The 12,385-nt window shown below is 64.3% G+C and carries 12 protein-coding genes; all 12 read left to right on the top strand.

Annotation, left to right across the window (positions count from 1 at the left end):
- Position 1 precedes the first annotated feature (1 nt).
- The 12 genes from flgC (at position 2) to BXA07_RS11800 (ending at position 12,384) form a co-directional block, all read left to right on the top strand.
- The gene (gene flgC, locus BXA07_RS11855; RefSeq protein ID WP_071075845.1) at positions 2–403 is read left to right on the top strand and encodes a flagellar basal body rod protein FlgC; all 402 of its coding nucleotides are present in this window, start codon (positions 2–4) and stop codon (positions 401–403) included.
- Between the two features lie 15 nt (positions 404–418).
- Positions 419–1,117 (top strand): flagellar hook assembly protein FlgD, encoded by a 699-nt coding sequence (locus tag BXA07_RS11850; RefSeq protein ID WP_076568229.1) that lies wholly within the window; start codon positions 419–421, stop codon positions 1,115–1,117.
- A gap of 54 nt (positions 1,118–1,171) precedes the next feature.
- Complete coding sequence (locus BXA07_RS11845; protein WP_076568131.1) at positions 1,172–2,719, top strand: flagellar hook protein FlgE; 1,548 nt, start codon at positions 1,172–1,174, stop codon at positions 2,717–2,719.
- 57 nt (positions 2,720–2,776) lie between these two features.
- Entirely contained in the window at positions 2,777–3,520 is a 744-nt protein-coding gene (locus BXA07_RS11840; RefSeq protein WP_076568130.1) for a flagellar basal body rod protein FlgF, read from the top strand.
- Positions 3,521–3,580: 60 nt separating this feature from the next.
- On the top strand, positions 3,581–4,363 hold the full coding sequence (gene flgG / locus BXA07_RS11835; protein WP_076568129.1) for a flagellar basal-body rod protein FlgG: 783 nt from the start codon (positions 3,581–3,583) through the stop codon (positions 4,361–4,363).
- A gap of 50 nt (positions 4,364–4,413) precedes the next feature.
- Positions 4,414–5,064, top strand: a complete 651-nt coding sequence (locus tag BXA07_RS11830) for a flagellar basal body L-ring protein FlgH (RefSeq protein ID WP_076568128.1) — start codon at positions 4,414–4,416, stop codon at positions 5,062–5,064.
- Positions 5,065–5,066: 2 nt separating this feature from the next.
- On the top strand, positions 5,067–6,182 hold the full coding sequence (locus tag BXA07_RS11825) for a flagellar basal body P-ring protein FlgI (protein ID WP_076568127.1): 1,116 nt from the start codon (positions 5,067–5,069) through the stop codon (positions 6,180–6,182).
- A gap of 10 nt (positions 6,183–6,192) precedes the next feature.
- The gene (gene flgJ, locus BXA07_RS11820) at positions 6,193–7,119 is read left to right on the top strand and encodes a flagellar assembly peptidoglycan hydrolase FlgJ (protein ID WP_076568126.1); all 927 of its coding nucleotides are present in this window, start codon (positions 6,193–6,195) and stop codon (positions 7,117–7,119) included.
- 88 nt (positions 7,120–7,207) lie between these two features.
- Positions 7,208–9,175: a flagellar hook-associated protein FlgK gene (flgK, locus tag BXA07_RS11815; protein ID WP_076568125.1), complete on the top strand. Its 1,968-nt coding sequence runs from the start codon at positions 7,208–7,210 to the stop codon at positions 9,173–9,175.
- A gap of 51 nt (positions 9,176–9,226) precedes the next feature.
- Positions 9,227–10,468, top strand: a complete 1,242-nt coding sequence (gene flgL / locus BXA07_RS11810) for a flagellar hook-associated protein FlgL (RefSeq protein ID WP_076568124.1) — start codon at positions 9,227–9,229, stop codon at positions 10,466–10,468.
- A 164-nt stretch (positions 10,469–10,632) separates the two neighbouring features.
- Positions 10,633–11,076 carry a MarR family winged helix-turn-helix transcriptional regulator gene (locus BXA07_RS11805; protein WP_139335539.1) on the top strand — a complete coding sequence of 148 codons (444 nt, stop codon included), beginning with the start codon at positions 10,633–10,635 and terminating at the stop codon, positions 11,074–11,076.
- A 48-nt stretch (positions 11,077–11,124) separates the two neighbouring features.
- Complete coding sequence (locus tag BXA07_RS11800; RefSeq protein WP_076568122.1) at positions 11,125–12,384, top strand: MFS transporter; 1,260 nt, start codon at positions 11,125–11,127, stop codon at positions 12,382–12,384.
- Position 12,385 lies beyond the last annotated feature (1 nt).

Raw genomic sequence — 12,385 nt, 5'->3', positions numbered from 1 at the left:
CATGTCGCTGTTTAATATCTTTAATGTGTCCGGTTCGGCCATGAGCGCCCAGGCGCAGCGCCTGAACACGGTGGCCAGCAACCTGGCCAATGCGGACAGCGCCACCAGCGCCACGGGCGAAGCCTATCGCGCCAAGCAGGTGGTGTTTGAAGCCGTGCCCATGGCCAACGGCGCCACGGCCGTCAAGGTGCAGAAGGTGATCGAGGACCCGTCGCCGATGAAGCTGGTGTACGACCCGAAGAATCCGCTGGCCGACGAGAAGGGCTACGTCACCATGCCCAACGTGAATACGGTCGACGAGATGGTCAACATGCTGTCGGCCTCGCGTTCCTACCAGACCAACGTGGAAACCATGAACGCGGCCAAGTCGCTGCTCCTGAAAACCCTCACGCTCGGCCAATAAGGCTGATTGACCATTATGGCAACCATCGATACCAGCACCGCCCCCGTCACCGACCTGATGGCGACGATGAATCCGAAGAAGACGACGGCCGCGAAGGGCAGCGTCGAGGAGGAAACGAACAAGTTCCTGACGCTGCTGGTGACCCAGCTGCAAAACCAGGACCCGATGAACCCGCTCGACAATGCGCAGCTGACCAGCCAGTTGGCCCAGCTGTCCACGGTGACGGGCGTCAACAAGCTCAATACCACGCTGGAAACCCTGAAAACCAGCTACCAGCAGGCCGAATCCATGCAGGCGGCGAATATCATCGGCCACGGCGTGTTGACTGCAGGCAAGAGTATCAACCTGAGCAAGAGCGCGGCCCTGCTGGGCGTGGACCTGGCGACGCCGGCCGACAGCGTCAAGGTCATCATCTACAACAGCGCGGGCAAGGAAGTCCATTCCATCGACCTGGGGCCGCAGGACGCCGGTACCCTGCCGCTGGGCTGGAACGGCTCCACCGCCGACCTCGACAAGGATGGCAAGAACATCGTGCTGCCTGACGGCGCCTACACTTTCTCGGTGGAAGCCACGCGCGGCGGCGCCAAGCTCACGGATGCGGCGGCGCTGATGTTCGGTTCGGTCGCCAGCGTGTCGACGGGGGCGAATGGCGTGAAATTGAACGTGCCGGGTGTGGGCAGCATCACCATGGCCGACGTGAAACAGATTTTGTAAGCCGCTCATTTGTAGCGTAGACCCTCTACCCCTATTTCCTACCAGGAGAACACAATGTCTTTCCAACAAGGCCTGAGCGGCTTGAATGGCGCCGCCAAATCGCTGGACGTCATCGGTAACAATATCGCCAACTCGGCCACCGTGGGTTTCAAGCAGTCGCAGGCGCAGTTTGCCGACATTTATGCCAACTCGTTGTATGGCGTGGGCGGCAACCAGCCCGGCATCGGCGTGTCCGTGTCGCAAGTGGCGCAGCTGTTTAACCAGGGCAACCTGGAAAGCTCGTCGAATCCGCTCGACATCGCCATCAACGGCGGCGGTTTCTTCCGCACCAGCGTGAACGGCGCCATCCAGTATTCGCGCAACGGCCAGTTCCAGGTCGACAAGAACGGCTTCATCATCAATGCCCAGAAAGCCCAGCTGACGGGCTACCCGGCCGATGCGAACGGCAAGATCCTGGCCGGCGCCACCGTGCCGCTGCAGATCGACCCGTCCGACATGGCGCCGCAGGCGACCACCAAGGTCGATACCCAGGTCAACCTCGATTCCAATTCGGCCATGCCGACCGTGGTGCCGTTCACCGTGGGCGAGCAAAAATCGTGGACCAAGCAATTCCCCGTGCCCGTCTACGATTCGCTGGGCAATTCGCACACCATGTCGAATTTCTACGTCAAGACGGGCACCAATACCTGGGATGTCTACACGGCCACTGACGGCAAGGAAATCACCAGCGCGAAAGTGGCGTCCGCCGCGCAGACCGATGCCGCCTCGGTGGCCGCGCGCGCCGCCTACCAGGCCGCCGTCACGGCCGTGCCGCTGGTACCCGCCAACATCACGGCCGCCGCCGTGGCCTACGGCAATGCGGCCGGCGCCGCCGTGCGCACTGCCGCCGCCGCCGCCGGCGCCAGCCCGGCCCAGCTGGCCGCCATCAGCGCCACCTACGGCAGCGCCGTGCCCGACGGCATCAACTCCAGCCTGACGCCGGACCAGATCGACGCCAATATTTCCTCGGTGACCGAGGTGCCCGCCGTGAGGTCGGCTTCGCTGGTGTTCAACAGCGTCGGCAGCCTGGACAAGGCCGCCATGCTGGCCCTGACGCCGCCGCAAACCCTGCCGGTGACGATCAACCTGCCCGTCTTCCCCGCCACGGGCGCGAATGCCAACCTGGCGATCAAGGTCGACTTTACCAATTCCACCCAGCTCAGTTCGTCCACCAGCGAAAAGCGCACCGTGGCCGATGGCTACTCGGCCGGCCAGCTGGACCGTTTCGTCGTGGGCAGCGATGGCGTGATCCAGGGGCAGTACAACAATGGCAAGACGCGCGACCTGGGCCAGGTGGTATTGACCAAGTTTTCCAATCCGAACGGCCTTGAGCCGCTGGGCAACAATGCCTGGGCGGAAAGCTCGACCTCGGGCAGCCCGATGACGGGCGAGCCGCGCTCGGGCGGCCTGGGCGACTTGCGCGCCTCGGCCGTGGAAGTGTCGAACGTGGACCTGACGGCCGAACTGGTCAACATGATCACGGCGCAGCGCGCCTACCAGGCGAATGCGCAGACCATCAAGACGCAGGATTCGGTGTTACAAACCTTAGTCAACCTCCGCTAATAAGTTGACCGGGGGCGCATGCCCCCGATTTTATTGTTGGTTTGGGAGAAATAAAAAATGGACCGTCTCATCTACACCGCCGGCTCGGGCGCCAAGCACATCCTGGACAAGCAGGCGACCACGGCGAACAACCTGGCGAACGCCACCAGCACGGGTTTCCGTGCCCAGCTCGACTCGTTCCGCGCCGTGCCCGTGGTGGCCGACGGCATGATGCCGACGCGCGCCTTCGTCGTCGATTCGACGGTCGGATCTGATTTTACGCAAGGGCCCATGCTGCACACGGGCCGCGCGCTCGACGTGGCCGTGGAAAACGCGGGCTGGATCGCCGTGCAGTCGGCCGACGGTTCCGAAGCCTATACGCGCAACGGCGCCCTGAAGCTCAATGAAAACGGCATGCTGCAGACGCAGGGCGGCCTGATGGTGCAGGGCGACACGGGGCCGATGGCCATTCCGCCGGGCGTGACGGTGGCCATCGCCAGCGACGGCACGGTGGGCACGATTTCCACGGACGTGCCGCCGGGGCCATCCACGGTGCTGGGCCGCATCAAGCTGGTCAATCCGCCCGAGCAGCAGCTGGTGCGCGGCGACGACGGCCTGTTCCGCCTGAAGGATGGCACCGTCGCGCAGGCCGACCAGGCCGTCAAGCTGACCACCGGGGCCCTGGAAGGCAGCAATGTCAGCCCCGTCGACTCCATGGTCAGCATGATCGCCCTGGCGCGCCAGTTCGAAACGCAAATGAGTTTGTTGAAGAATGCCGAGAATAACGCGGCGAAAGCCACCCAGATCCTCGCTTTGAATTGATGGGGGCGCCCGCATAATGGTCGCATAGAAATAGTCTAGCGCTGTTATTGGAGAAAAATCATGATTCGTTCCCTTTGGATTGCCAAAACCGGCCTGGAAGCGCAGCAGACGCAGATGGACGTGATCGCCAATAACCTGGCCAACGTCAGCACCACGGGCTTCAAGAAGTCGCGCGCCGTGTTTGAAGACTTGCTGTATCAAAATGTGCGCCAGCCGGGCGCGCAATCTTCCCAGCAGACCCAGCTGCCATCGGGCTTGCAGATCGGCACGGGCGTGCGCACCGTGGCTACCGAACGCATCCATACCCAGGGCAATCCCCAGGCGTCCGGCAATTCGCGCGACGTGATGGTCAACGGCACGGGCTTTTTCCAGGTGCTGCTGCCGGACGGCGCCACCGCCTACACGCGCGACGGCTCCTTCCAGACCGATGCCAACGGCCAGTTGGTGACGTCCGAAGGCTTCGTCATCCAGCCCGCCATCACCGTGCCGACGAATGCGCTGAGCCTGACCGTGGCGCGCGACGGCACCGTTTCCGTCACCTTGCCCAACACTGTTGCGCCATCGCAAATCGGCTCGCTGCAGCTGACCACCTTCGTCAATCCGGCCGGCCTGGAATCGAAGGGCGAAAACCTGTACATGGAAACGGGCGCCTCCGGCGTGGCGCAGACCAATACCCCGGGCACCAACGGCGCCGGCGTGCTGATGCAGGGCTATATCGAAACGTCGAACGTCAACGTGGCCGAGGAAATGGTCAACATGATCCAGACGCAGCGCGCCTACGAGATCAACAGCAAGGCCATCACCACGTCCGACCAGATGCTGCAGAAGTTGTCGCAACTTTAATTTTCATAGTCGTCATGCCATCCGCCGCCGGATGGCAGCGGAGGTTCGTCATGCAATACCCCATCATCGCCCTCATGTCCGCAGTCCTGCTGTCCGGCTGCGCCATCACGCCCACCTCGATCGTGCCATACCCGACCACCACGCGCGCGCCCATGCCCGAACCCGTGGTCGTCAACAACGGCTCCATCTACCAGCCGTCGACCTACCGTCCCGCCTTCGAAGACCGCCGCGCGCGCCATGTGGGCGACACCATGACGATCGCCATCACCGAGCGCACGAACGCCGTCAAGGCGGGCGCCAGCTCCGGCAACAAGTCGGGCAGCGTGGGTTTCAGCACGCCTGGTTTCGCCCAGGGCCGCCTGGGCGGCACCGTCTCGGCGAACGGCGCGACCAAGTTTGCGGATGGCGACAACCAGTCCGCCAGCAACACCTTTTCCGGCACGATCGGCGTGACGGTCATTGAAGTATTGCCGAACGGCAACTTGATCGTTGCTGGCGAGAAGCAGATTGCCATGAACAAGGGCACGGAATTCATCCGCTTCTCGGGCATGGTCAATCCCGATACCATCGGCATCGGTAACGTCGTGCCATCGACCCAGGTGGCCGACGCGCGCGTCGAATACCGCACCAACAGCCAGATCGACCGCGCCGAGATGGCCTCGATGGCGTCGCGCTTCTTCCTCAGCCTGTTGCCGTTCTGATCATGGCGACCCTGACCTTTCCCCGCTTGCTGGCCGTCTGCGGCCTCGCTTGCGCGCTGCTGGCGCCCGTGGCGCAGGCCGAGCGCATCAAGGACCTGGCCAGCATCGCCGGCGTGCGCCAGAATCAGCTGATGGGCTATGGCCTCGTCGTCGGCCTCGACGGCAGCGGCGACCAGACCACGCAAACCCCGTTCACCATCCAGAGCGTGGCGGCGATGCTGCAGCAGCAGGGCATCAACTTGCCGCAAGGCACCAGTTTGCAGCTGAAAAACGTGGCTGCCGTGATGGTGACGACGTCGCTGCCGCCGTTTGCCCAGCCGGGCCAGCTGCTCGACGTGACGGTATCGTCGATGGGCAATGCGAAAAGCTTGCGTGGCGGCACGTTATTGATGACGCCGCTGAAGGGCGCCGACGGCCAGGTGTATGGCATGGCGCAAGGCAACGTGCTGGTGGGCGGCGTGGGCGCGCAGGCGGCCGGCAGCTCCGTCGTCATCAATCACCTGAGCGTGGGCCGCATCTCGGGCGGCGCCACCGTCGAGCGCACCGTGCCTTCGGCGCTGGGCGCCAACAACACGATACGCCTGGAATTGAACGCCACCGATTTCGCCACCGCCAGCCGCGTCGTCGAGGCCATCAACAGCCGCTATGGCCCCGGCACGGCCGCCGCGCTGGACGGGCGCGTGATCCAGGTGCAGTCGCCGGGCGGCAGCGACCAGCGCGTATCCTTCCTGGGCCAGCTGGAAAGCATCGAAGTCAACCCGGCCCGCCTGGCGGCCAAGGTCATCATGAATGCGCGCACGGGATCGGTCGTGATGAACCAGTCCGTGACCCTCGACACGTGCGCCATTTCGCACGGCAACCTGTCCGTCACCATCAATGTGGAGCCGCAGGTGAGCCAGCCGGCACCCCTGTCGGGCGGACGCACGGTGGTCACGCAGACGGCGCAGATCGATATCAAGAAGGAACCGGGCAAGGTCATGCTGGTCAAGGGCGGCGCCTCGCTGTCGGACGTGGTGAAAGCCCTCAACGCCATCGGCGCCTCGCCGCAAGACTTGCTGGCCATCCTGCAGGCGATGAAGGCGGCCGGTTCGCTGCGCGCCGAACTCGAAATCATTTGATGGGCACGCCATGATCAGTCAAACCGACCTCAGCAATACCGCCGCCTACGACGTCAAGGGCATGGATGGCTTGCGCCAGTCCGCCAAGGCGAAGGACCCTGCCGCGCTGAAAGAAGCGGCCACGCAATTCGAGGCCATGTTCATCAACATGATGATGAAAAGCATGCGTGACGCCTCGCCGCAGGACGGCATCATGGATAGCCAGCAAAGCAAGATGTACACCTCGATGCTGGACCAGCAGACGAGCCAGAACCTGGCCAAGCGGGGCACGGGCCTGGCTGACGTGCTGATCCGCCAGCTGTCGTCCTCGAACCAGGCGCTGGCCGCCGATGGCGCCGAAGCGCCGTCGCCCCGTTCCTCGAGCATGGCGCAGGCGCTGGCCGCCTTCCGCCAGCAGCAGGGCGCGCTGACGGACGGCGCCGCCAGCGCCGCGGCCACCGGCAAGACACTCAGCGACAAGACCAACGCCACGCAGGCGCCGCACGTGCGCGCCTTCCAGGAAAAGCTGGGCGTGCATGCGGAAGAAGCGAGCCGCGCCACCGGCATCCCGGCCAAGTTCATGCTGGGCCAGGCGGCGCTGGAAACGGGCTGGGGCAAGCGCGAAATCGTCGGCCGCGACGGCAGCAGCAGCCACAACCTGTTCGGCATCAAGGCGTCGAGCGACTGGAAGGGCAAGGTCACGGAAGCCGTCACCACGGAATATGTGAATGGCAAGGCGCAGCGCAAGGTGGAAAAATTCCGCGCCTACGACAGCTACGCGGACAGCTTCAAGGATTATGCGCAGTTGATTACCAACAACAAACGCTACGAAAAAGTGTTGGCCAGCGCGGGCGACGCCAGCACGTTCGCCCAGGGCTTGCAAAAGGCCGGCTATGCGACGGACCCGAATTACGCTGCCAAATTGACAAAAATCATCAAAAATTCGCTGGTCGGTTAATCCTCTTCCATGCCCCTGTGCCGGCCGCGCGCTTCAAGTTTTCGCCGCGGCTGCCGTAAATACTCTTGACGGTAACCATTAAGACACCATGACTTCGAATCTACTCAGCATCGGTAAGAGCGGTTTGCTTGCAGCGCAGGTGGGCCTGTCGACGACCGGGCATAACATCACCAATGCGAATGTGGCCGGCTACAACCGCCAGGTGGTGCTGCAGCAGACTTCGCAGTCCAACTTTGCCGGCTATGGCTTCGTCGGCACGGGCACGGAAGTGTCGCAGATCAAGCGCCAGTACGACAGCTTCATGGCCACCCAGGTCAATGCCGCGCAAAGCGCCACCAGCGCCCTCGACACCTATTACACCCAGATCAGCCAGATCGACAACCTGCTGGCCGATCCCACGGCGGGCCTGTCGCCGGCCATGCAGGATTTCTTCAAGGGCGTGCAGGACTTCAGCGCCAATCCCTCGTCGGTGGCCTCGCGCCAGGCGCTGCTGTCGAGCGCCGGCTCGCTCGCTTCGCGTTTCCAGGGCCTGAGCGCGCGCCTGACGGAGATCGGCGACGGCGTCAATTCGCAGATCACGTCGAATGTGACGGTCATCAATACCTACGCCAAGCAGCTGGCCGACCTGAACAAGTCGATTTCCCAGTTGTCGGTCGACGCCAGCAACCAGCCCAACGACCTGCTGGACCAGCGCGACCAGCTGATCACGGAATTGAACAAATATGTAAAGGCGACGGTACAGCCCGCCGCCAACAATACCGTCACCATTTCCATCGGCGCGGGCCAGCCCCTGGTGGTGGCGGACCGCAGCTTCCAGCTGGCGGCCACGCCCTCGCGGACGGACCCGAACCGCATCGAGGTGGGCTATGTCACGGGCAGCACCGTCTCCGTGCTGCCGGACAGCTCCCTGGCCGGCGGCTCGCTGGGCGGCCTGCTGGATTTCCGCAGCGGCACGCTGGACAATGTCCAGAACTCGCTGGGCAAGGTGGCCATCGCGCTGGCGACCACCTTCAACGACCAGCACAAGCTGGGCCAGGACCTGAACGGCGCCATGGGCGGCGATTTCTTCAAGGTGCCGGACCCCGTGATCGGCGCCGACCGCGGCAACAACGCCAGCAGCACCACCGTGCTGTCGGCCAAGGTCAGCGACCCCACCAAGCTGACGGCCAGCGATTACAGCCTGAAGTACGACGGCAGCAACTATGTGGTGACGCGCGAGTCCGACGGCACCCACACCATCATCAATCCGTATCCGCAAACGGGGCCGCAAACCATCGACGGCGTCGATTTCTCGATCTCGGGCACGGCCGCCCAGGGTGATAATTACGTCATCAGGCCGACGGCGAATGGCGCGGCCGGCCTGGCCGTGCAGATCACGGACCGCAACAAGATCGCCGCCGCGGCCCCCATCGCCACCTCGGCGCCGGTGGCCAATACGGGTTCCGGCAAGCTCAGCGCCGGCTCCGTCGACAAGGCCTACCTGACCCCGGGCAATGCCCTGACGGGTCCCCTGACCTTGACCTATGACAAGGCGACCACCTCGCTGACGGGTTTCCCGGCGGGCCAGGCGGTGACGGTCAAGGGCTTGAACGGCGCCACGACGACCTATCCGGCCGGCACGGCCAACATCCCCTATACGGAAGGCGACAGTTTCAGTTTTGGCGGCATCAATGTCAGCATGACGGGCGCGCCGGCCCAGGGTGACACCTTCACCATTGCGCCGAATTCGGGCGGCGTGGGCGACAACCGCAACGCGGCGCTGCTGGCGGGCTTGCAGACGAAGAACGTCATCGATGGCGGCAATGCCACGTTCCAGGGCTCGTATGCGCAAACCGTCAGCTTCGTGGGCAACAAGACGCGCGAAGTGCAGGTCAGCGGCCTGGCCAGCCTGGCCTTGCTGCAGCAGACCAGTACCCAGCAGCAGGCCGTCTCCGGCGTCAACCTCGACGAAGAGGCGGCCAACCTGCTGCGCTACCAGCAGTCCTACCAGGCGTGCGGCAAGGTCATGCAGATTGCCAGCACCCTGTTCGACGTGGTGATCGGCCTGGGACGTTAATCAATTTTTGCCGCAGCGCAATGCGCAGCGGCTTTCTGGAAGGGCAGCATCATGCGCATCAGCACACGAATGATTTATGACCAGGGCAGCTCGCAGCTGAACAATCTGCAGGGCGCCTTGAACCGTACGCAGATGCAGCTGTCGTCGAACCGCCGCAACCTGACGCCGGCCGACGATCCGATCGCCTCCGCGCGCGCGCTGGAAGTGACGCAGTCGCAATCGATCAATACCCAGTTCGTCACCAACCGCTCGAATGCGAAGAATTTCCTGTCGCAGGAAGAGCTGGCGCTGGCCAGCACCACTTCGCTGATCGCCGACGTGAAGGACCTGGTCCTCAAGGCCGGCAATCCTTCGCTCAAGGACGTCGACCGCGATACCCTGGCCAAGGAGCTGGAAGGCCGGCTGACCGACTTGCTGGGCATCGCCAATACGGCCGATGGCGCGGGCGGCTACCTGTTTTCCGGCTATAAATCCACCACCCAGCCTTTCAGCCAGACGCCGACGGGCGCCAGCTACGTGGGCGACCAGGGCCAGCGCGAACTGCAGGTGGGGTCGGCCCGTTACCTGGCCACCAGCGATTCCGGCGCCACCGTGTTCGAGAATAACCTGACCGGCAACGGTAAATTCACCACGGCGGCGGCCACGGCCAACTTCACGCGCGGCGGCTCGGGCGTGATCTCGGGCGGCACCGTGACGGACCCGTCGGCATTGACAGGGCACAAGTATTCGATCGACTTCAAGGTCACGGGCACGGGCACCGACGCCGTCACCACCTATACCGTCATGGACGCCACGCTGGGCCAGACAGTGCCCAATCCCGCCGTGCCCATCGCCTACAAGGCGGGCGACGCCATTACCTTCGACGGCCAGCAGGTGAACATCACGGGCAAGCCGGCCGACCAGGACAGCTTTACGCTGGAGCCGAGCGCCAAGGAATCGCTGTTTACCACCGTGAAAAACCTGATCGGCGTGCTGCGCCAGCCGGGCAGCGGCGACGCGGGCCAGGCGCGCCTGACGAACGGCCTGAACGCGGCGCACAATATTCTCGACACGGCCTACGACAATGTGCTGTCCGTGCGCGCCGAAGTGGGCGCCCGCATGAAGGAGCTCGATTATCTCGACAGCGCCGGCGACGACCTCGACATCCAGTACGCCACCACCCTGTCGGACCTGCAGGACCTGGACATGGTGAAAGCCATTTCCACCTTCAGCCAGCAGCAGGTGACGCTGCAGGCGGCGCAAAAATCGTTCACCTCGATCTCGGGCCTGTCGCTGTTCAACTACATCAGCTAAGCCGTCGGCCGCGATGGCGGGCCGGGCCGGGGCAGGGAGTGCATCTTCCGCCCCGGCTTTTTTGCGTCCGCCATCTGGCCATCCTGATAAGATATGCAGTCAAACTGTGCAGTCTACCTGCATATCTGTTATAGTAGGGGCCGTTGATCCACCACATGGCTACCATGAGCACCCCGCAAGAAGACCACGAACACGTATTGCAGCTGGCCGGCGAACTGCGCATCGTCATCGGCAAGCTGCGCCGCCGCCTGCGCGAGGAAGCGCACCTGGGCGACGTCAGCATGTCGCAAGCCTCCGTGCTGAGCCGTCTCGAGCGCGACGGCCCGGCCACCGCCAGCAGCCTGGCGCGCGCCGAAGGCATGCGGCCCCAGTCCATGGCCGCCACCGTGCAAGCCTTGACGCAAGCGCGGATGGTGACGGGTTCGCCCGATCCGCTCGATGGCCGGCAGACCTTATTGACCCTGACGGACAGTTGCCGCGCGTGGATCGCGGCCAGCCGCGCCGCGCGCGAAGACTGGCTGGCGCGCACGATAGAAACCCGCTACACGCCGGCTGAAGTTAGCGAGCTGGACAAGGCGGTGGCATTACTCAGACGCTTGGCGGAGTGATCCGCTGATTTTTTCACCACGACCCCGGCAAGGAGCCCGCACGCCCAGATGAACAACACATTCCGTTCGCTACGCATTCCCAATTACCGTATCTGGGCCGGCGGCGCCCTCGTGTCGAATGTCGGCACGTGGATGCAGCGCACGGCGCAGGATTGGCTGGTGCTGAGCGAATTGACGCAGCACAAGGCCAGCGCCGTCGGCATCGTCATGGCCTTGCAATTCGGGCCGCAGCTGCTGTTGCTGCCCCTGACGGGCATGGCGGCCGACCTGCTGGACCGCCGCAAACTGCTGCTGTGCACGCAGGCGGCCATGGGCTTGCTGGCGCTGGGCCTGGGCTTGCTGTGCATCAGCGGCCTGGTACAACTGTGGCATGTGTATGTGTTTGCCTTTTTGCTGGGGTGCGTGACGGCCTTCGATTCCCCCGTGCGGCAGACCTTCGTTGCTGAAATCGTCGGCGAGGAAGACCTGACGAACGCCGTGGCGCTCAACTCCACCTCGTTCAACGCGGCGCGCATGCTGGGCCCGGCCGTGGCGGGCCTGCTCATCAGCAGCGTCGGCAGCGGCTGGGTCTTCATCATCAATGCCGTCTCGTTTGCCGCCGTGATCGGTTCGCTGTTGCTGCTGCGCGTGGAACTGCTGCGCCGCGCGCCGCGCATCAAGGCCACGCGCGCCAGCCTGGGCGAGGGCTTCCGCTACGTGCGCCAGCGGCCGGACCTGATGGCCATCCTGCTGATGCTGTTCCTGATCGGCACCTTCGGCCTGAACTTCCCGATTTTCCTCTCGACCATGTCGGTGACGGCCTTCCATGCGGGCGCCGGCCAGTATGGCGTGCTCAGTTCCATCATGGCCTGCGGTTCCGTGGCCGGCGCCCTGCTTGCGGCGGGGCGCGGCCGGCCCACGCTGGCCCTGCTGCTGGGCGCGGCCGCGCTGTTCGGCTTCGGCTGTGCGCTGGCCGCCGTGATGCCCAATTACTGGCTGTTCGGCGTCATGCTGGTGGTCATCGGCATCGCCGCGCAAACGTTTACCACCAGTGTCAACAGCAGCGTGCAACTGTCGACGGCACCGGCCATGCGGGGCCGCGTGATGGCCATCCTTTTGGCGATCTCGGCTGGCGGCACGCCGCTGGGCGCGCCCATCGTGGGCTGGGTGGCCGATACCTTCGGCCCGCGCTGGGCCCTGGGCATAGGTGCCCTGTCGGGCCTGGCGGCGGCCCTCGTTGGCGTGCGCTACCTGGTGAAACATCACCAGTTGCGCCTGAATCTCGACCTGCGGCGCTGGCGCTTCGCATTCAGCAGCGACCAGCATTGAG

The sequence above is a fragment of the Janthinobacterium sp. TND4EL3 genome, from assembly GCF_900156175.1.
Classification (GTDB): domain Bacteria; phylum Pseudomonadota; class Gammaproteobacteria; order Burkholderiales; family Burkholderiaceae_D; genus Janthinobacterium.
The sequence above is the reverse complement of the archived record's forward strand: the minus strand, read 5'-3'. Positions and strand labels throughout refer to the sequence as shown.